Below are 20,167 nucleotides of genomic sequence, written 5' to 3'. Positions count from 1 at the left end.
GCGGGGCTCGTCGACAACAACATCGAACGCAAGGAGATTCCATGATCCCGTCATCCCTGTACCGTACCCCCCGCTGGCTGGCCGTACCGCTGCTCAGCGCGGCCGTCGCCACACCCGCCCTGGCCCAGGAAGATCCCATCAAGGTGGGCATCCTCCACTCCCTCTCCGGCACCATGGCCATCAGCGAGACAGTGCTCAAGGACACCGTCGAGATGCTGATCGAACAGCAGAATGCCGATGGCGGCCTGCTCGGACGTGAACTCGAGGCCGTGGTGGTGGACCCGGCCTCGGACTGGCCGCTGTTTGCCGAGAAGGCGCGCGAGCTGCTGGCCCAGGAGGAGGTCGACGTCATCTTCGGCAACTGGACCTCGGTATCGCGCAAGTCGGTGCTGCCGGTGGTCGAGGAACTCAACGGGCTGCTCTTCTATCCGGTGCAGTACGAGGGCGAGGAGTCTTCCGAGAATGTCTTCTATACCGGGGCAGCTCCCAACCAGCAGGCGATCCCCGCGGTCGACTACCTGATGAACAACGTCGGCGTGGAACGCTGGGTGCTGGCTGGTACCGATTACGTCTATCCGCGTACTACCAACAAGATTCTCGAGGCCTATCTCAAGTCCTTCGGTGTCGCCGACGCCGACATCATGGTCAATTACACGCCCTTCGGTCACTCCGATTGGCAGAACATCGTCTCCGAGATCAAGGCCTTCGGTAGCGAGGGCAAGAAGACCGCCGTGGTCTCGACGATCAACGGCGACGCCAACGTGCCCTTCTACCGAGAGCTCGGCAACCAGGGCATCGATGCGGCCGATATCCCGGTGGTGGCCTTCTCGGTGGGCGAGCAGGAGCTGACCGGCATCGACACGGCGCCGCTGGTCGGGCATCTGGCGGCCTGGAACTACTTCATGAGCGTCGACACCGATGCCAACTATGACTTCATCGACGCCTGGATCGAATACACCGGCGACGAGATGGCGGTGACCAACGATCCCATGGAGGCCCACTACATCGGCTTCAACATGTGGACCGAGGCAGTGCGCAAGGCCGGCACCACCGAGGTCGACGCGGTCAAGGACGCGATCATCGGTGTCAGCGTACCCAACCTCTCCGGTGGCTATGCGGCGATGATGCCCAACCACCACATCACCAAGCCGGTGCTGATCGGCGAGATCCAGGACAACGGGCAGTTCTCCATCGTCTGGGAGACCCCCTCGACGGTGGCCGGTGACGCCTGGTCCGACTATCTGGAGGGCTCCAGGGACCTGATCAGCGATTGGCGCAAGCCCATGGAGTGCGGCAACTACAACGTCGTGAAGGGTAGCTGCGGGGGGAGCGAGGCCCAGGAAGAGGCCGCCGCAGAAGAATAAGACCGGTCTGCCACCGGGTCGGCCCCTGACCCGGTGGCAGTGACACGCCACTCGACGAACCTTCTCAGGAATCCCCATGAAGATCCTCCCCTATCTCAGGCGGATGCTGGCCCTTTGCCTGTTGGCCTGGTTGCCGCTGGCAGCCAGTGCGCAGGATGACCGTGGCCAGCAGCTCCTCGAATCCCTGGATGCTGCGTCTTACGCCCAGATGGGCGAGGCCATCGAGGCCATCATCGAAAGTGGCGACGAGCGCAGCCGTGGCTGGCTGGAGGCGCTGCTGGGCGGCAAGCTGCAGCGCCACAAGGAAACGGGGCGCTTCGTGGTGGTGCTCGAGAACCGGGGGCGTGACTGGCCGGTGGCCGATGCCCTGACCGGCGAGGCTCTCGGCGAGATGTCGCGGCGCGACCTCGACCGACTCGGCATCAACAACGCCCTGCGCGGCCAGTTGCAGAGCGCGCTGGCGGTGCTCGATCTGCATGTTCCCGACACCCGGGATCGCCGCGAGGCCGCCCGTGCTCTGCTCGGTGACGTCGATGTCAGCCTGGTCGAGCCACTCGAGGCCGTCATCAGCGCTGAGGAAGATGCCGAGGTGCGACGCCTGCTGGAGCAGGGGCTGGCGATCCATCGACTCGAGCAGGGCGGCGTCGAGGCCGTGGCTTCCCTGGAGGGCAGCCTCAACAGTCGGGTCAGGGCCGCCCTCAACACCGCCGCGCGCAGCGATGATCCGGCACTGGCTGAGGCCGCCAGCATGGCACTGGCCGACATCGAGCAGAGGATGAAGCTCAACCGGGGGCTCGAGACGCTCTACTTCGGCCTCTCGCTCGGCTCGGTGCTGGTGCTGGCAGCCATCGGGCTTGCCATCACCTTCGGCGTCATGGGGGTGATCAACATGGCCCATGGGGAGCTGATCATGCTCGGTGCCTACACCACCTGGGCCATGCAGCAGCTGATGCCCGGCCAGCCGGGACTGGCGATGGTGCTGTCGATTCCTGCCGGTTTCCTGGTGGCGGCGTTGGCCGGCATCGCCATCGAACGCGGCGTGATCCAGTTCCTCAAGGGACGTCCGCTGGAGACCCTGCTGGCCACCTTCGGTGTCAGCCTGATCCTCCAGCAGCTGGTGCGCACCGTGATCTCGCCGCTGAACCGTACCGTGGTCACCCCGGAGTGGATGAGCGGCTCCATCATGATCAACGAGGGGCTCTCGCTGACCCTCAATCGCCTCTATGTGCTGGGTTTTGCGCTGGTAGTATTCGCCGGCCTGATGCTGGTGATGCGGCGGACCCGCCTAGGACTCGAAGTGCGGGCGGTGACCCAGAACCGCGCCATGGCACGTTCCATGGGCATCCGGGCGACCCGCGTGGACATCATGACCTTCGCCCTGGGGTCAGGGGTGGCGGGGCTCGCCGGTGTGGCCCTTTCCCAGCTCACCAACGTGGGACCCAACCTCGGCCAGAACTACATCATCGACTCCTTCATGGTGGTGGTCTTCGGTGGCGTCGGGAACCTGTGGGGCACCCTGGTGGCCGGGCTGTCGCTGGGCGTGATCAACCAGGTCCTCGAGCCCTGGGCGGGCGCCGTGCTGGCCAAGATCCTGGTGCTCGTCTTCATCATCCTGTTCATCCAGAAGCGCCCCCGCGGACTCTTTCCGCAGAAGGGCCGGGCGGCGGAGGGCTGATTCATGCATTCGTCCACATCGTGGCTGGCACGACCTTTCTTCGAACGCTCCACGCAGCGCTTTCTGGGCATCCTGCTGGCCGCCCTGGCGACGGTGACGCTGCTCAACCTGGCGCTGCCGGCAGGGCATCCGCTGCACGTCTCGACCTATACCGTGACGCTGCTCGGCAAGTACCTGAGCTACGCCCTGCTGGCGGTGGCCGTGGATCTGGTGTGGGGCTATCTGGGCATCCTTAGCCTGGGGCACGGGGCCTTCTTCGCCCTGGGCGGCTATGCCATGGGGATGTACCTGATGCGCCAGATCGGCGATCGGGGTACCTACGGTGATCCTGTGCTGCCGGATTTCATGGTGTTCCTGGACTGGGACAGCCTGCCCTGGTACTGGCTGGGCTTTGACATGGCATGGTTTGCCTTCCTGATGGTGCTGCTGGCGCCGGGCCTGCTGGCCCTGGTGTTCGGTTTTCTGGCGTTCCGTTCGCGAGTCACCGGGGTGTATCTATCGATCATTACCCAGGCGCTGACCTTTGCCCTGATGCTGGCCTTCTTCCGCAACGAGATGGGGTTCGGTGGCAATAATGGCCTGACCGACTTCAAGGAACTGCTGGGCTTTGACCTGAGAAGCGATGCCACTCGGCTCGGGCTCTTTCTTGCCACCGGAATCGCGCTGGCGCTGGGGTATGTGCTGTGCCGGGCCATCGTCGCCAGCAAGCTCGGCCGCGTCAGTGTGGCCACCCGCGACGCCGAGGCACGTACGCGCTTCCTCGGCTACCGCGTCGAGCGCTTTCAGCTGTTCATCTTCGTGGTCTCGGCGATGCTGGCCGGGGTGGCCGGTGCGCTCTACGTGCCTCAGGTGGGCATCATCAACCCCAGCGAGTTCTCACCGATCTTCTCGATCGAGATCGTGCTCTGGGTCGCCCTGGGCGGGCGTGCCACGCTCTACGGGGCGGTCATCGGCGCCATTCTCGTCAACTATGCCAAGACGGTCTTCACCGGCGTGATGCCCGATGCCTGGCTGTTTGCCCTCGGTGGCCTGTTCGTGCTGGTCACGGTGCTGCTGCCCAAGGGGATCGCTGGCCTGCTCGCCTACCGCCTGAAACCTCGCCGCCTCCAGCGCGAGCCCGCTGACCCTTCGTCTCCTCACCGGGAGGCCTCCGCATGAATTTCCTGCATTCCCTGGCCGATCGTGATCGCGTCTTCGACTTCCTGGTTCCCGCCACCTCGCCGGTGGATGTTCGCCACGGCCCGATCCTCTATCTGGAGGATGTCACCGTCAGCTTCGACGGTTTCAAGGCCATCAATGACCTGAACCTGACCATCGACGACGGTGAGCTTCGATGCATCATCGGCCCCAACGGCGCGGGCAAGACCACCATGATGGACCTCATCACCGGCAAGACGCGTCCCGACCGTGGCTCGGTCTGGTTCGGCAGCCGTCACAACCTGCTGGCCATGAACGAGCCCGAGATCGCCAGCCTCGGTATCGGACGCAAGTTTCAGAAGCCCACCGTCTTCGAGGCGCTGACGGTGTTCGAGAACCTGGAGCTGGCCATGGCGGCCGACAAGCGCATCCTGCCCACGCTGACTGCCCGCATGACCGGCGAGGTCCGCGATCGCATCGAGGAGGTGCTCGCCACCATCGGCCTCACCGAGCTGCGCCACCGTCCGGCGGGTATCCTCTCCCACGGACAGAAGCAATGGCTGGAGATCGGCATGCTGCTGATGCAGCGTCCGCGGCTGCTGCTGGTGGACGAGCCGGTGGCCGGCATGACTGAGCAGGAGATGGAGCGCACCGCGGAGCTGCTGACCGGCCTGGCCGGCAAGGGCAAGCAGTCCGTGGTGGTGGTCGAGCACGACATGGGCTTCGTGCGCTCCATCGCCCGCACGGTGACGGTGCTGCATCAGGGCAGCGTGCTGGCCGAGGGCAGCATGGACCAGGTCTCTAGTGATCCGAAGGTCGTCGAGGTCTACCTGGGCGCCGACCCCGACGAGGAGGCCGCCTGATGCTGACCATCGACAGGCTCAACCAGTTCTACGGCGAGAGCCACACCCTGTGGGATCTGGATCTCGAGGTGCCCGCCGCCGAGTGCACCTGCGTGATGGGCCGCAACGGGGTGGGCAAGACCACCCTGATGAAGGCCATCATGGGCGAGGTGGCACTCGCCTCGGGCAGCATCCGCTATGACGATGGCATCGAGCTGACGAAACGGCCGGTGGAGGCACGCTCGCGGCTGGGCATCGGCTATGTGCCCCAGGGCCGGCAGATATTTCCCCTGCTCACCGTGGAGGAGAACCTGCGCACCGGCCTGGCGGCGCGGGCCGATGGGCTCAAGCGAATTCCCTCGCGTGTCTATGAGCTCTTTCCCGTCCTCGAGGAGATGAAGCATCGTCGTGGCGGTGACCTCTCGGGAGGGCAGCAGCAGCAGCTGGCCATTGGCCGGGCGCTGGTGCTGGAACCGCGGTTGCTGATCCTCGACGAGCCGGGAGAGGGGATCCAGCCCAATATCGTGGCCCAGATCGGCGCCGTCATTCGCCGGCTGATTCAGGAGGATGGTCTCAGCGTGCTGCTGGTGGAGCAGAAGCTGCCCTTCGCCCGCAAGTATGCCGACCGCTTCGTGATCATGGATCGCGGACGCCCGATGGCCAGGGGCAAGATCGATGAGCTCTCCGATGCGCTGATCAAGGAGCACCTGACGGTATAGGCTGCCAAGCGCCGAGCGCCGAGCGCCGAGCGCCGAGCGCCGAGCGCCGAGCGCCGAGCGCCGAGGAGCAAGGAGCAAGGAGCAAGGAGCAAGGAGCAAGGAGCAAGGGCACCTGCGCATTTTTGGAGCGATCGCCCGAGCGACTGCACCTGGAGGGAGCGTCGAGAGGTGGCGGTTGCACCCCAATGAGACAGGGTGGTCCTTCTTCAAGCGCTTGTCATCTTTCTCAATACGCTGATTTTAATAGGAAAACCTCACGCTTCCCCATTCTGGTACATCCCTTGCTGTTAGTTGGGCAGAGAACCCTGGCTATGAGCTGCCCATGACCGCCTTCGAGACTTCCCTGGACGTCCCCCCGCCGAACGAGTCCGGCCATCGTTTCGATGCGGAACGCCACTGGGCGGCCTCTCTCGAGCTCGGCTTCGAGACCCGTGAGGGGGTGACGCGCATGACGCGGTCCCGTCATCTGGGTCCGCTCCGTGTCCAGCGGCCTTTCCATCCCGAAGGCCGCCCCGGTGCCTGCCATGTCTACCTGCTGCATCCCCCCGGCGGGCTGGTCAGTGGCGATGCCCTGTCGATCACTGCCGGGGTCGGCGCCAAGGCCCATGCGCTGCTGACGACTCCCGCCGCCAACAGGCTCTACAGGGCCGACAGTCACGGCGTGGCCTGGCAGCAGCACACCCGCCTTGCCGTCGCCGACAGCGGGATTCTGGAGTGGCTGCCACAGGAGACCCTGGCCTTCGATGGCTCCCGCGGTGAGCAGGCCACCGAGATCGCGCTCGAAGGCGATGCCCGCTGCCTGGGCTGGGAGGTGATGGCCCTGGGACGACCGGCCAGCCGGCTTCCCTATCGCAGCGGTCGCATCGAGCAGCGCTTCCGGTTGACCCGTGATGGCCGGCCACTCTGGCTGGAGCGCCAGCCCTTGGATCCTGGCCATCCGCGTTTCCTGGGTCGCTGGGGGCAGGGCGGGGCCATCGTGCAGGCCACGCTCTGGGCGGCAGGGCTCGATGACGAGGGGGAGGCCATCGAGGCATTACGCGAGGCGCTTGGTGCCTCGACCCGCTGGGCGGTCACGGTGCGCCACGGGGTGCTGCTGCTGCGCTATCTGGGCCTGGAGCGCAACGAGGCCTGGGACCTGTGTCGTCGTGCCTGGGAGATCCTGCGGCCACGGTTGATTGGCCTGCCGGCGCATACGCCGCGGATATGGCTGACCTGAACGAGAGCTGGAAGCTTGAAGCCAGAAGCTGGAAGTCTCCGCTATCAAGGCAATTGGGTTGCTTCCAGCTTCCCGCTTCCAGGCGCGGAGCGCCGCTCTTCCTGGTTGAAGGCGACTGCCTGGATACCGAATGCAAACGACATGGATTGGGAGCTATTGCGATGGAACTGACCCCCAGAGACAAGGACAAGCTGCTGCTCTTCTCGGCAGCCCAGCTGGCCGAACGACGCCGTGCGCGTGGCCTCAAGCTCAACTATCCCGAGGCGGTGGCACTGATCAGCTTCGAGATCCTGGAAGGGGCCCGCGACGGGCGCAGTGTCGCCGAGCTGATGGGCTTCGGCCGCGAGATCCTGACGCGTGATGACGTCATGGAGGGCGTGGCCGAGATGGTCGACGAGGTCCAGGTGGAGGCGACCTTTCCCGATGGCACCAAGCTCGTGACCGTTCACGAGCCCATAGTCTGAGGAGTGCGCCATGATTCCCGGTGAATATCGCTTGAAGGACGGTGAGATCGAACTCTGTGTGGGGCGCGAGCGGATTACCGTCGATGTCGCCAATACCGGCGACCGCCCCATCCAGATCGGCTCTCACTACCATTTCGCCGAGGCCAATCCCGCCCTGACCTTCGATCGTGACCGGGCGCGCGGGTATCGCCTGGATGTGGCCGCCGGCACCGCGATCCGTTTCGAGCCCGGCCAGATGCGCGAGGTGACGCTGATCCCCTACGTCGGTCGCCGTCACATCTACGGCTTTCGTGGCGAGGTCATGGGCGAGCTGTCTACCGCGCCGCCTTCTAATGCGCCCGAGGCCGCTCTATCTACCGCGCCCGATGCCGCGCGACCCCCGCAACCCCCGCACCCCGGTGACTCGGATCTGGGAGAGCCGTCATGAAGATCAGTCGTCAGGCCTATGCCGACATGTATGGCCCCACCGTGGGCGACCGGGTTCGCCTCGGCGACACCGAGCTGTGGATCGAGGTGGAGCACGACGCCACCCACTATGGCGATGAGGTGAAATTCGGTGGTGGCAAGGTAATCCGCGATGGCATGGGACAGAGCCAGCGCCATGACGAGACGGTGATGGATACCGTGATCACCAATGCCCTGATCCTCGACTGGTGGGGGATCGTCAAGGCCGATGTGGGACTCCAGGGGGGGCGCATCGCCGCCATCGGCAAGGCCGGCAACCCCGACACCCAGCCCGATGTGGAGATCGTCATCGGGCCCGGCACCGAAATCATTGCCGGGGAGGGCAAGATCCTCACCGCCGGCGCCCTGGATGCCCATATCCACTTCATCTGCCCCCAACTGGTGGAAGAGGCGCTGATGAGCGGTATCACCACAATGCTGGGGGGCGGTACCGGCCCGGCGACGGGCTCCAATGCCACCACCTGCACGCCCGGGGAGTGGCACCTGGGCAAGATGCTCCAGGCCGTCGACGACATGCCGATGAACATCGGCTTTCTCGGCAAGGGCAATGCCAGCCTGCCCGAGGCGCTTGAAGCCCAGCTCGAGGCCGGGGCCATGGGGCTAAAGCTCCATGAGGACTGGGGGACCACGCCGGCCTCCATCGATAACTGCCTCTCCGTCGCCGACGCCTACGACGTCCAGGTGGCGATCCACACCGATACCCTCAATGAGTCGGGCTTCGTCGAGGATACCCTGGCGGCCTTCAAGGAGCGCTGCATCCATACCTACCACACCGAGGGGGCCGGAGGGGGGCATGCGCCGGACATCATCACGGCCTGTTCGAAGGCGTACGTGCTGCCCTCGTCGACCAATCCGACGCGCCCTTATACCGTTAACACCATCGATGAACACCTCGACATGCTGATGGTCTGCCACCACCTCGACCCGAGGATTCCCGAGGATGTGGCCTTCGCCGACTCGCGCATCCGCCGCGAGACCATTGCCGCCGAGGATATCCTCCACGACATGGGGGTGATCTCGATGATCGCCTCGGACTCCCAGGCGATGGGCCGCGTCGGCGAGGTGGTGTGCCGCACCTGGCAGACCGCCCACAAGATGAAGGTCCAGCGTGGCCTGCTGCCCGAGGATGAGGCCCTGGGTGCCGACAACGTCCGGGCCAGGCGGTATATCGCCAAGTACACCATCAATCCGGCCATCACCCACGGGATCAGCCATGAGGTAGGGTCCATCGAGGTGGGCAAGCTGGCCGACCTGGTGCTCTGGAAGCCGGCCTTCTTCGGCACCAAGCCGGCGCTGATCCTCAAGGGGGGCATGATCGCCGCCGCGCCCATGGGCGACCCCAACGCCTCGATCCCCACGCCACAGCCGGTCCACTACCGCTACATGTTCGGCGCCTTCGGCCGTGCCGCGAGTCAGACGCGCCTGACCTTCGTCAGCCAGGCAGCGCTCGACGCGGGGCTCGGGGAGCGGCTCGGGCTGCGCAGCACGCTCAGCGCCTGCCGCAATGTCAGGCAGGTCAGGAAGGGTGACATGAAGCTCAACGCGGCCTGCCCCGAGCTCTCCGTGGACCCCCAGACCTACGAGGTGCATGCCGACGGTGAACTGCTGACCTGCGAGCCGGCAACAGAGCTGCCATTGGCGCAGCGCTACCACCTGTTCTAGCGCGCCTCCGGCGCAAGCTGTAAGCCGAAAGCTGGAAGCTGGAAGAAAAAAACAGACGGCCCCCAGCTGGAATGTCCGAGGAGCCAAGAGAATGATGCTGAAACTGACAGAGCGCCTGGGCCCCATCGCGGCGGACCAGGCCACCGATACCCTGACGCTGCCTTACGAGCGGCGCGTGCTGGGCCGCCTCAAGGCAACCAGCGATAGTGGCCGCGAGCTCGGTCTTTTTCTGGATCGAGGCCCGGTGCTGCGGGACGGAGAGGGATTGCGCGCGGAAAGCGGCGAAGTGGTGCGCATTCGTGCCGCCGTGGAGCCGGTAGTCACCGCCCGCATTGCCGCCGGGCTGCCCCTGTCGCGTCTTGCCTACCACCTGGGCAACCGGCATGTGCAGCTGGCGCTGGGCGAGGACGAGGAGGGCGGCTGGGTGCGCTTCCCGCCAGACCATGTGCTCGAGGAGTTGGCCACCTTGCTTGGCGCGACCTTGGTGCACCATGAGGCTCCCTTCGACCCGGAACCGGGCGCCTACCAGCAGCCGGGTGGTCACGCCCACGGTCATGGCCACGGTCATGGCCACGGTCATGGCCACCACCATGCGCACGACCAGGGACATCATCATGCCCACTGAGGCTGTCATGGTGCGGTCGAGGGCGGACCACGGAGAGGATCTGGCGCTGCTGGGATTGCTGCAGCTGGTCAGCCCGGCCCTGCCCATCGGCGCCTTTGCCTTCTCCCAGGGGCTGGAGAGCGCCTTCGAGCTGGGCTGGGTGACCGACGAGGCCACCCTGGGCGAGTGGCTCGAGGGGGTGCTGGAGGATGGCCTGACTCGCTGCGAACTGCCGGCGCTGGCGCGCCTTCAGGTCGCCTGGGCCAAGGGCGATGACGCCGCGTTGGCCGAGTGGGACGGCTGGCTCGCCGCCAATCGCGAGACCGCCGAACTCGCCGCCGAGGACAGCCGGCTGGGCGCGTCGCTCACGCGTCTCCTGGAGAGCCTGGCGCTGCTCCCTCCTGGCTCTGCGAGAAAGCCGTCGGCGCTGCCGGCCGGTGCCGGCTACGTGACGGTGTTCGCCTGGATGGCCCATGCCCGCGGTGTTCCCGTGCGCCAGACATTGCTCGGCTTCGCCTGGGCCTGGCTGGAAAACCAGCTGGCCGTCGCCTGCAAGGCGCTGCCGCTCGGTCATACCGCCGCCCAGCGCCTGATAGAGCGGCTGCGCCCCGTACTGGTGGCGGCCGTGGACGAGGCGCTGATGCTCGAAGATGACGCTCTCGGCCCGGCGTTGCCCGGCCTGGCCATGGCCAGCGCGCTGCACGAGACACAATATTCGCGGCTATTCAGAAGCTAGCACCTGAAAAGGCCGGGCGATCACTGGCGAATCCACCTCGCGCGGCCGCTGGCACCCCGGCCGAAGCGACGTGGTCGATCTTCAGGGAAGAAGATCGAGGAAAGCCGGCACAGGGACGTGCCGTCTTTCCGACCGCGGGAGTCCGGCCGGGGTGCCAGGGTTTCGGACGTGTGGCGTGGTGAGTCCAGTGAGTCGCCCGTGCCGACAGGATAACGACGAAAGAGTGCAAGAGGAGAAACGACATGACACATTGCCTGCGTGTTGGCGTCGGCGGCCCGGTGGGCTCCGGCAAGACGGCCCTGCTCAAGCAGCTCTGCCGGGCACTGCGTGACCACTACGATATCGCCGTGGTGACCAACGATATCTACACCCGCGAGGACGCCGATTTCCTGCTCAAGCACGAGGCGCTCCCCGCGGATCGCATCCTGGGAGTGGAGACGGGGGGCTGTCCGCATACCGCCATCCGCGAGGACGCCTCCATGAACCTGGCGGCCATCGACGAGCTGCAGGCACGCCATCCGGGCCTGGAACTGGTGCTGGTGGAATCCGGCGGGGACAACCTCTCCGCCACCTTCAGCCCGGAGCTCTCCGACCTGACCCTCTACGTGATCGATGTCTCCGCCGGCGACAAGATCCCGCGCAAGGGCGGTCCCGGCATCACCAAGTCGGACCTGCTGATCATCAACAAGATCGATATCGCCGAGCAGGTCCACGCCTCGCTGGAGGTGATGGAGCGTGATTCCCGCAAGATGCGCGGTGAGCGTCCCTTCGTGTTCACCAACCTCTACGACGGTGTCGGGCTGGAGGAGATCATCCGCTTCATCCTCGACCGGGGCATGTTGCCGGAGCGCCGGCCGCCTGCGCCCCTGACCGATTCCGCCACCGCCTGACCTCATCCATCCTTCGCCTGATCCGGGAGACACTCCATGAATACTCGCCTCTCTTTCCTCACTCGTGCCGGCCTCTCGGCAGCTGCCATGCTGCCTACCACGGCGGTCCTGGCCCACTCGGGACATGGTGCCCCCTCGGTGCATGCCCACACCGGCAGCCCGTCGATGCTGGTCGTGCTCGGGATCGTGACCCTGGGAGTCGCCTCCCTGGCGGGGCTGGCACGCCTGATCCTGCGTCGCCATCGGCTGCGCCGCCAGGGCTGAACTGCCCTGAGTCGGTATGACGTGCACCTGGCCTCGGCCGGGTGCACTGCTTTTTGCCTCCCCTGTCGCTATGCTGGCCGTTGACGTCACCGAGGCGTTGGCATGAACGAAGAGGGTGGCATGGACGGCAGGCAGATACCGGGTCAGGGGAGGCAGCGAATGTGGCCATGGTTGGTGATGGCGTTGCTGGTGGCCTGGGTCGCCATGGGCGCCTGGCAGCGCTACAAGCCGTTGCCCGAGGGCGTGTCCCGGGCCTTCCCGGAACGCACCGTCATCGAGGTCCGCTTTCTCGCCGACGAGACCTGGTATAGCCCCGCAGGCGAGCGCCGCACCCGGCGGCAGATCTTCGACGAGGTGCTGGCGATGATCGACCAGGCCCGTCGCCTGCTGGTGCTGGACATGTTCCTCTTCAACGACTTCGCCGGTGCCGCCGATGGCCAGGCGTTCCGGCCGCTGTCGGCGGAGGTCACCGATGCGCTGATCGAGCAGAAGCGCCGTTACCCCGACCTGGCGGCGGTGGTGATCACCGACCCGCTCAACACCCTCTACGGGGGGCTCGAGCTCGACCATCTCCAGGCCCTTCGCGATGCCGGTATCCGGGTGGTGATCACCGACCTCAATCGGCTGCGGGCCTCCAACCCGCTCTGGTCGGGCGGCTGGCACCTGGGCCCGCGGTGGCTCGGCAACGGCAGCGATGGGGGCTGGCTGCCCAACGCCCTCGGGCCGGGGCGCGTGCCGCTGCGCAGTTACCTGGCACTGCTCAACTTCAATGCCAACCATCGCAAGACTCTTGTAGTGGACCATGGCGATGGCTGGGCGGGACTGGTCACCTCCGCCAATCCCCACGACGCCAGCAGCCTGCATGGCAACGTGGCGTTGCGGTTCGAGGGGGCGGCGGCACTGGACCTGCTGGCCTCCGAACGCCCGGTGGCGGGCTGGTCGGGCGTTAGCCTGGCCGGACCGGTGCCACCCGACGATGAGAACGCGCCGTCCGGGAAGGCGAGGTTGCAGGTGCTGACCGAGGGCGCCATCCGCGAGGCGTTGCTGGCGGCCATCGAGGCCAGCAGTGAGGGCGATCGGCTGGACATCGCTGTCTTCTATCTGGCCCACCGTGAGGTGATCGCTGCGCTGGTGGCGGCCAACGCTCGCGGGGTGGCGCTTCGCGTACTGCTCGATCCCAATCGCGATGCCTTCGGTCTGGAGAAGGGCGGCATCCCCAACCGTCCCGTGGCTCGTGAACTCCACGAGGCCGGCATTCCGCTGCGCTGGTGTGCCAGCCAGGGCGAGCAGTGCCACAGCAAGTTATTGCTGAGACGGCCTGCCGAGTCCGGAGGCGAAGCCGAGATGATTCTCGGCTCGGCCAACTTTACCCGGCGCAATCTGGATGATCTGAACCTGGAGACCAGCGTGCGCCTGGCGGGGCCCGTCGAGACGCCGGCCCTGCTCGATGCCGCGGCCTTCTTCGAGCGCCGCTGGCAGAATACGCCACAGCGGATCACCAGCGAGCCCTTCGAGGCCCTTGATGACACCACGGCCTGGCAACGACTGCGCTATCGGGTCATGGAGGCGACGGGGCTTTCGACCTTCTGACGGCTGCTGGCTCTCCACCTTTTGAACGTGGATCGACTAGTCGACGTGCGTCACGGCCTGGCGGCGGGGATCGATATGCCAGGCCAGGCCGAGCCGCGCGTTGCGCTCCAGTTCGGCGATCACCTGGGCCCCCAGCAGCAGGATGATGGCGCCCACCTCCAGGCTCAGCAGCACCACCACCAGGGTCGCCAGGGAGCCGTATACCGCGTTCACCAGCGAGATGTTGGCAAAGTAGAAGACCAGCAGCAGGCGCACCCCCTCCCACAGCAGGGCGGCGACGAACCCCCCCACCACGGCGCGACGCAGGGCGATCGTCACCACCGGCAGGAACTTGTAGATGGCGCTGAACAGCAGGAAGACGCCGAGGAAGCTGGTCAGGTTGAGCATCGGCTCGGAGAGGCCCGCTAGCGGGAGCTGGCGCTCGAAGAGGGCCATCCACAGGGCATTCATCGAGCTGACCAGGCTAACCAGCAGGGTCAGGGCCAGCAGGCCCGCGCCCAGTACCAGCATGAAGGCATAGGGCAGCAGCACCGAGACCCAGACGCTGCGCCTGGGGAGGTGTGTATCCGGGGTGTGGAAGATGATCGCCAGGGCGTCCTCGAGCATGCGAAAGGCGAAGGAGCTGAACAGCAGGAGCACGGGAAAGCCCAGGATGCCGATCACGTCCCGGGACTCGAGGAGGGTGCGTACCGCCTCGAGCAGGATCTCGGCGTGCGCCGGTGCCAGGTGACGCGCCTGGATGGTGAGCACCTCGAGCAGGTGCTGCTGGTCGGCCACGCCAGCCAGCAGCACCACCATCAGCGAGAACAGTGGCACGATGGAGAGCAGGATGTTGTAGCCTACGCCACCGGCCAGCAGGATGCCGCGGTTGCGCAGGAAGGCGCACAGCACGCGCCAAAGGAAGTGCAGAGTGCGCGGCAGCAGGGTAAAGATCAGGCGTCGGTAGCGAACGGGCGGTGATGTCATTGGGGCTGCCGTGCGAGAGTGCTTGCGTCATCATAGGCGTATCCTGCCGCGCCCCGTCAAACCCCTTTCCCGGCGTTGCCTCACCCGATGGTCTTGAACATACAAGGAGAAATTCATGGATCCGGATTCCCGGCCCGCGCGCAAGACGAGACGCAGTGAGCTCGAGCGACACTTCGAGGCCTTCCTCTGGAGCTCGCGTCTGATGGTCCTGATGGCCGTGATACCGGCCCTGCTGGGCGCGCTGGTGCTGTTCATCATCGCCAGTCTGGATATCCTCTCGGTACTGGCCGATACCTGGCGCCACTACACGGGCGGCGGCCCCGACATCCACAAGAGCGTCGTGACCGATATCATCGTCGCCGTGGATATCTACCTGATCGCCCTGGTGCTGATGATCTTCGGCCTGGGGGTCTACAAGCTCTTCGTCTCGCGCATCGAGCCCGCCGAGGGGCGAGATCCCCAGCATCCCTTCAACGTCAGCTCCCTCGATCAGCTCAAGGACAAGATCGCCCGGGTGGTGATCCTGGCCGTGATCATCGAGTTCTTCCGGGCCGTGGTGGGCATCAGCTTCGACACGCCGCTGGATGCCATCTATCTGGCGCTGTCGGTGCTGGCCCTGGCGCTCGCCCTCTACTTGATGGCGCTGGCACATAAGCAGGAGTGATGCCGGCCTACTGTGCGTGCCGTGTCGGGTCAGCCCTGACCCTGGCGGACTGATACCGCTGTCTGGAGGTGAGTCTGTGGCCTGCACCAGCAAACAGCAGGGTTGCCCCGTCACTGCTGCCCACTACACTTGAAGTTGGCCAGCGGCCAGGAGGCGGGCGGATTTGCCCGCTTATGCATAGGCATCAGCAAGGAGAGCAAAGTGCGAAACATCATCTACATCATCGGCCTTATCGTGGTGGTGCTTTTCATCCTGTCCATGCTGGGACTGCGTTGATCCACGCCCCCATCCTTAGTGGCAGCCCTGAAGGCTGTGTCCCCGCTGAACGAATTCAGGCGAATCAATCCACGACGAGCATGCCCTCGACGAGGGCATGCAGTTCCTGCTGGAACTGCCCGCCAGGAGACGGTGGCCGGGGATCCGCCGTGATGGCGACGGTGAGCCCTCTGTCGGGAATCACGTAGAGCGCCTGTCCGCCGAAGCCACGCCCGTAGTAGGTTCGTTCCCCGGAAAGCTTGGTGATGAACCAGCCGTAGCCATAGCCGTCGCCGGTCCAAGGCGAGGTGCCGCGTGGCTGCCAGGAGGTTTCGACCCAGCCCTTCGGTAACACGCGTGTGTCGTCGGAAATGCCGTCGTTGCGATAGAGTTCACCGATCTGGATCAGTGCCCGTGGCGAGAGCTGCATGTTGTTGCCGCCGAAATAGATGCCTTGAGGGTCGCGTGGCCAGGCGGGGACAGTGATATTCAGCGGCTTCCCCAGTAGCCGCCTCGCCAGTCCCAGGGTGCTTTCGCCACTGGCGCGGGTCAGCGCCGCCGAGAGCAGGTGGCTCGAGCCCGTGGAGTAGAGCATTCGCCCGCCCGGCTCGTCGACGAAGGGACGTGACAGGGCGTCTCTCACCCAGTCGGGACTGGTCACCCAGGCAGCGTAGTTGCTGCCTGAGGTGCGTTCGAGTCCGGCCTGCAGCGACAACAGGTGCCCGACGGTGATCTCCCGGACGCGTGGGTCGGCAGCGGCCGGTACCCTGTCGCCGAGCAGATCCACGACCGGCTGGTCGGCGGAGTCGATCACGCCGTGCTCGATGGCGGCGCCAACCAGCGCCGCCAGCACCGTCTTGGACAGCGACTTGATGTTGGTCGGCTGACTGAGCCCGGGCCCGGCATAGGCGCGCTCGAAGCGGATCTCACCCTGCTCGGCCACCACCACGGCATGCAGGCGGTCGAGACTCGAGGCCTGGGCATCAAGGCGCTCCAGGCCGGCCTGAGCGAGGGGCGGGGGTGATGTCTCGCCGGCTTGCGCATGGCATGCCAAGGTGCCAGCCAGCATAATGATCAGCCCCAGAAGGGGGCGAAGGGGATTCAATAGGCGCGGGTTCGGCATCGGGACTCCTTGTCGGCCTGACGTGGGCGCGACATTCGAGGCGTCAGCGTCAACAGGGTTCCACCTTTTTTCATTGCCAGCGAGGCAGCATGGCCAAGTTTGAAACGATAGGCACCGCCACCATTCCGGGGCAAGGCGGTGAGCTGAGGCTCCTGAAGCGCAACGACGAGTTCTCCATACGTATCGCCGGTAAGGCTGGCGAGCTGATGAACACCCGCCTGCACGGCTCGGAGGATGCCCTGGCGGAGCTGGCCTGCCAGCGAGTCGCCGACCGCCCGGGTGCTCGAGTGCTGGTCGGGGGGCTAGGCATGGGCTTCACCCTGGCTGCGGCGCTCAAGGCGCTGGGTGAGGATGCCGAGGTCGTCGTCGCCGAGCTGGTGCCGGGGGTGGTGGAGTGGAACCGGGGACCGCTCGGAGATGCCGCCGGTCGTCCCCTTGACGACCCGCGTACTCGTGTCAGCCTCGGCGACGTCGGCGAACTGTTGCGCCGTGAGCCGGGCAGCTTCGATGCCATCATGCTCGACGTGGACAATGGTCCCGAGGGGCTGACCCGCCGCGAGAATGATTGGCTCTACTCGCCGCGAGGGCTTGCCGCGGCCCAGCAGGCGCTGCGTCCCGACGGGGTGCTGGCGGTCTGGTCGGCCGGCCAGGACCCGGCCTTCAGCGAGCGGTTGCGCCGTGTCGGCCTGCTGGTCGAGGAAGTCACGGTGCGTGCCCATCGCCCCGGCAAGGGGGCCAAGCACCGGATCTGGCTGGCCAGTTGACGCATATCGTGCCCGACATCGGTCGGGCCCACTTTCCACGACGAGGCAGACAGCATGCTGGAACTCTCCCGCCAGGTGAGCATTCCCGACCACGAGATCGAGATGCAGGCCGTGCGCGCCCAGGGGGCCGGCGGACAGAACGTCAACAAGGTCGCCACTGCCATCCATCTGCGCTTCGATATCCAGGCGTCGAGCCTGCCCGAAGGCTTCAAGGAAAAATTGCTGGCGCTGGGCGACCAGCGCATCACCCGCGACGGGGTGGTGATCATCAAGGCCCAGAGCCATCGCACCCAGGAGCGCAATCGCGCCGAGGCCCTGGCGCGGTTGAAGGCGCTGATCAAGAGCGTCATGTACGCCCCCAAGAAGCGCATCGCGACCCGCCCCAGCAAGGGCGCCAAGCAGCGCCGCCTGGACAGCAAGAAGAAACGCGGCCGTCACAAGGCATTGCGCGGCAAGGTTGAGACGTGACGTTGATAGGTGCCACGGAGGTCAGGTGGCGACGTCTCACCGGACGTGTATGCTGAAAGTCGTGACGACGAAGGCTGGCCATCCTTGGCCGGTGACATCCAACCACGCAGGGGGAGACATCGATGGCAGATACGTCGATGAGTGAGCTGTTCAAGGACAACCGCGTCAAGGGCCTGGCGGCCGTGGCGGTGGTTGCCATCATCTGGGCCCTGTTTGCCCAGTCCAGCGTCAGTTCCAGTAACGAGGCCCGCGAGTCGTTGCAGACGCGACTCGAGAACGTCCAGGCCGAGAACGAGTCCCTGTCCGGTCGCGTCGAGGAGCTCCAGAGTGCCGCCGGCAACGTCGATGACCTGGAGGAGCGCCGCGGCGAGCTCGAGCAGCAGCAGCAGGCCGCAGAGTCTGAGCTTGCGAGCACCGAGGAGCAGGTGGCAGCCGCCCGCACCGAGCTGGAGGAAGCCCAGGCCTCGGTGGAGGCGGTGCAGGCAGACCTGGAGGCCCGCCAGGGTGAGCTGGTGGAGGCCGAAGAGGCCCTCGCGACCGCCCAGGAAGAACGCCAGCAGGTCGCCCAGGCGCGTGACGAGGCTCAGGCCTCGCGTCAGGAAGCCGAGGAGGCCCGTCAGGCTGCGGAAGAGGCTCGCCAGCAAGCCGAAGAGGCCCGCCAGCAGGCCGAGCAGGAGCGCAGCGACGCGGTCGCCGCCCGTGATGAGGCCCGTGCCGAGCTCGAAGGACTGCAGGAGGAGATCGCCTCGGCAGAGGAGAACCTGGCCGGCATCAACGAGGAGATCGCGGCCCGGCAGGAGGAGCGCGATGCCCTCCAACAGGAGCTCAGCGAGCTCGAGGCCAGCCGCAGCGAGGCGAGCGAGGCGCTTGACACGACCCGTAGCGAACTAGAGGAGGCCAGGTCACAGGTCGAGCAGGCACGCGAGACGTTCAAGGACCTCGAGGTTGCCATCAAGGTCGGCCGTGAGGAGGTTGCCGAGATCGAGTCTCAGGTCGAGTCCCGCCAGTCCCAGCTCGAGCGCCTGGAAGGCCAGCTCGAGACCTGGCGCAATGAGCTCTCCCGTCTGGAAGAGAGCGTGCAAGCCGGGGAGGGGGACGACGCTGCCGCTCAGCAGCAGGCCGATGCCACCCAAGAGGGCAATGGCGGTGCTGCTCAGCAGGAAGCCAATTCCCAGGAAGACGGCAACGGTGGTGCTGCTCAGCCGGAAGCCAATTCCCAGGAAGACGGCAATGGTGGTGCTGCTCAGCAGGAAGCCAACGGCCAGGAAGACGGCAATGGCGGTGCCGCTGAGCAACAGGCCGAAGTCCTGGAAGGCGACAACAATAACTGAGCCGTACGCGGTACGGTTCTAACCCACACGACGGCGAGCCAGCGGCTCGCCGTCGTGCGTTGGCAGGCATTGCATGGCAGGGCGGCCCGCCGGGTATACTGACCCTTCATGCCGCTTGCGTGGCAACCCCAACTGCAGAAGGAGCGAGTCGTGATCGAAGGGGTCAAGCATATCGTCGCCGTGGCATCCGGCAAGGGCGGGGTGGGCAAGTCCACCGTGACCGTCAACCTGGCACTGGCCATGGCCGCCGAAGGCTATCGGGTGGGCATCCTGGATGCCGACATCTATGGCCCCAGCCAGGCCCAGATGCTCGGGGTGGGCGAGGGCGTGCGGCCCCAGTCCGCCGGCGAGAACCGCTTCAAGCCGCTCGAGGCCCATGGCATCCAGGCCATGTCCATGGCCTTCCTGGTCGACATCCGCGAGCCCATGGTCTGGCGCGGCCCCATGGTCGCCGGTGCCTTCCAGCAGATGCTGACCCAGACCGTCTGGGACGATCTGGACTACCTGTTCATCGACATGCCGCCGGGTACCGGCGACATCCAGTTGACCCTGGCCCAGAAGGTGCCGGTGGACGGCGCGGTGATCGTTACCACGCCCCAGGACATTGCCCTGCTTGACGCGCGCAAGGGCATCGAGATGTTCCGCAAGGTCAACGTGCCGGTGCTCGGGGTCGTGGAGAACATGAGCCTGCACATCTGCTCCAACTGCGGCCACAGCGAGCCGATCTTCGGCGAGGGTGGGGGCGAGCGCATCGCCCAGGAGTACGAGACCCAGGTGCTCGGTCGCCTGCCCCTGACCCTGGCGATCCGCGAGCAGGTGGATGGCGGACGGCCCACCGTGGTGGCCGAACCCCAAGGCGAGGTGACGGCCACCTTCCGCGACATGGCACGCCAGGTCGCCGAGCAGATCCGCGGGCAGGGCGCCGAGGGGCCGGAGATCTCCTTCAGCGAGTGAGAGGGCACCTGCCG

General features: G+C 66.0%; 21 protein-coding genes. 19 read left to right on the top strand and 2 right to left on the bottom strand.

The window, feature by feature from the left end:
- Positions 1-41 precede the first annotated feature (41 nt).
- From urtA to P8934_RS10750, 14 genes are all read left to right on the top strand, one after another.
- Entirely contained in the window at positions 42-1,364 is a 1,323-nt protein-coding gene (urtA, locus tag P8934_RS10815; protein ID WP_278031033.1) for an urea ABC transporter substrate-binding protein, read from the top strand.
- A 76-nt stretch (positions 1,365-1,440) separates the two neighbouring features.
- Positions 1,441-3,039, top strand: a complete 1,599-nt coding sequence (gene urtB, locus P8934_RS10810) for an urea ABC transporter permease subunit UrtB (protein ID WP_278031032.1) — start codon at positions 1,441-1,443, stop codon at positions 3,037-3,039.
- A gap of 3 nt (positions 3,040-3,042) precedes the next feature.
- A complete protein-coding gene (gene urtC / locus P8934_RS10805; RefSeq protein WP_278031031.1) occupies positions 3,043-4,197 on the top strand; it encodes an urea ABC transporter permease subunit UrtC in 1,155 nt (384 codons plus the stop codon).
- Positions 4,194-5,039 carry an urea ABC transporter ATP-binding protein UrtD gene (urtD, locus tag P8934_RS10800; RefSeq protein ID WP_278031030.1) on the top strand — a complete coding sequence of 282 codons (846 nt, stop codon included), beginning with the start codon at positions 4,194-4,196 and terminating at the stop codon, positions 5,037-5,039. Before urtC ends, urtD begins: the two co-directional genes overlap by 4 nt.
- Positions 5,039-5,737 carry an urea ABC transporter ATP-binding subunit UrtE gene (gene urtE, locus P8934_RS10795; protein ID WP_278031029.1) on the top strand — a complete coding sequence of 233 codons (699 nt, stop codon included), beginning with the start codon at positions 5,039-5,041 and terminating at the stop codon, positions 5,735-5,737. The genes urtD and urtE overlap by 1 nt, the downstream gene beginning before the upstream one ends.
- A 322-nt stretch (positions 5,738-6,059) precedes the next feature.
- Entirely contained in the window at positions 6,060-6,953 is an 894-nt protein-coding gene (locus P8934_RS10790) for an urease accessory protein UreD (protein WP_278031028.1), read from the top strand.
- Positions 6,954-7,114: 161 nt separating this feature from the next.
- Positions 7,115-7,417, top strand: a complete 303-nt coding sequence (locus P8934_RS10785) for an urease subunit gamma (RefSeq protein ID WP_250059353.1) — start codon at positions 7,115-7,117, stop codon at positions 7,415-7,417.
- 10 nt (positions 7,418-7,427) lie between these two features.
- On the top strand, positions 7,428-7,844 hold the full coding sequence (locus P8934_RS10780) for an urease subunit beta (protein ID WP_278031027.1): 417 nt from the start codon (positions 7,428-7,430) through the stop codon (positions 7,842-7,844).
- On the top strand, positions 7,841-9,544 hold the full coding sequence (gene ureC / locus P8934_RS10775; protein ID WP_278031026.1) for an urease subunit alpha: 1,704 nt from the start codon (positions 7,841-7,843) through the stop codon (positions 9,542-9,544). The genes P8934_RS10780 and ureC overlap by 4 nt, the downstream gene beginning before the upstream one ends.
- Before the next feature lie 94 nt (positions 9,545-9,638).
- Entirely contained in the window at positions 9,639-10,169 is a 531-nt protein-coding gene (gene ureE / locus P8934_RS10770) for an urease accessory protein UreE (RefSeq protein ID WP_278034025.1), read from the top strand.
- Positions 10,159-10,884 (top strand): urease accessory UreF family protein, encoded by a 726-nt coding sequence (locus P8934_RS10765; protein WP_278031025.1) that lies wholly within the window; start codon positions 10,159-10,161, stop codon positions 10,882-10,884. Before ureE ends, P8934_RS10765 begins: the two co-directional genes overlap by 11 nt.
- 242 nt (positions 10,885-11,126) lie before the next feature.
- Complete coding sequence (gene ureG, locus P8934_RS10760) at positions 11,127-11,774, top strand: urease accessory protein UreG (RefSeq protein WP_278031024.1); 648 nt, start codon at positions 11,127-11,129, stop codon at positions 11,772-11,774.
- Positions 11,775-11,810: 36 nt separating this feature from the next.
- Complete coding sequence (locus P8934_RS10755; protein ID WP_278031023.1) at positions 11,811-12,038, top strand: hypothetical protein; 228 nt, start codon at positions 11,811-11,813, stop codon at positions 12,036-12,038.
- Between the two features lie 159 nt (positions 12,039-12,197).
- The gene (locus P8934_RS10750; RefSeq protein ID WP_278031022.1) at positions 12,198-13,628 is read left to right on the top strand and encodes a phospholipase D family protein; all 1,431 of its coding nucleotides are present in this window, start codon (positions 12,198-12,200) and stop codon (positions 13,626-13,628) included.
- Between the two features lie 36 nt (positions 13,629-13,664).
- Here the strand turns inward: P8934_RS10750 and P8934_RS10745 are convergent, their stop codons facing one another.
- A complete protein-coding gene (locus P8934_RS10745; RefSeq protein ID WP_278031021.1) occupies positions 13,665-14,594 on the bottom strand; it encodes a YihY/virulence factor BrkB family protein in 930 nt (309 codons plus the stop codon).
- A gap of 115 nt (positions 14,595-14,709) precedes the next feature.
- Here P8934_RS10745 and P8934_RS10740 point away from each other — a divergent pair, with 115 nt between their 5' ends.
- Entirely contained in the window at positions 14,710-15,258 is a 549-nt protein-coding gene (locus P8934_RS10740) for a YqhA family protein (RefSeq protein ID WP_278031020.1), read from the top strand.
- A gap of 340 nt (positions 15,259-15,598) precedes the next feature.
- On the opposite strand, the gene P8934_RS10735 is transcribed toward P8934_RS10740, so the two are convergent.
- A complete protein-coding gene (locus tag P8934_RS10735) occupies positions 15,599-16,636 on the bottom strand; it encodes a serine hydrolase (RefSeq protein WP_278031019.1) in 1,038 nt (345 codons plus the stop codon).
- A gap of 89 nt (positions 16,637-16,725) precedes the next feature.
- On the opposite strand from P8934_RS10735, the gene P8934_RS10730 reads away from it, so the two are divergent.
- The 4 genes from P8934_RS10730 (at position 16,726) to apbC (ending at position 20,153) form a co-directional block, all read left to right on the top strand.
- Positions 16,726-17,400 (top strand): hypothetical protein, encoded by a 675-nt coding sequence (locus P8934_RS10730; RefSeq protein WP_278031018.1) that lies wholly within the window; start codon positions 16,726-16,728, stop codon positions 17,398-17,400.
- A gap of 54 nt (positions 17,401-17,454) precedes the next feature.
- Complete coding sequence (arfB, locus tag P8934_RS10725) at positions 17,455-17,868, top strand: alternative ribosome rescue aminoacyl-tRNA hydrolase ArfB (RefSeq protein WP_133637332.1); 414 nt, start codon at positions 17,455-17,457, stop codon at positions 17,866-17,868.
- Positions 17,869-17,990: 122 nt separating this feature from the next.
- Positions 17,991-19,199 carry a hypothetical protein gene (locus P8934_RS10720; protein ID WP_278031017.1) on the top strand — a complete coding sequence of 403 codons (1,209 nt, stop codon included), beginning with the start codon at positions 17,991-17,993 and terminating at the stop codon, positions 19,197-19,199.
- Positions 19,200-19,349: 150 nt separating this feature from the next.
- Entirely contained in the window at positions 19,350-20,153 is an 804-nt protein-coding gene (apbC, locus tag P8934_RS10715) for an iron-sulfur cluster carrier protein ApbC (protein WP_278031016.1), read from the top strand.
- The last annotated feature ends 14 nt before the right edge of the window (positions 20,154-20,167 follow it).

The sequence above is a fragment of the Halomonas sp. CKK8 genome (genome assembly GCF_029625235.1).
In the GTDB taxonomy this organism is placed as follows: Bacteria; Pseudomonadota; Gammaproteobacteria; order Pseudomonadales; family Halomonadaceae; genus Halomonas; species Halomonas ventosae.
This window is presented reverse-complemented; position numbering and strand designations above follow the sequence as displayed.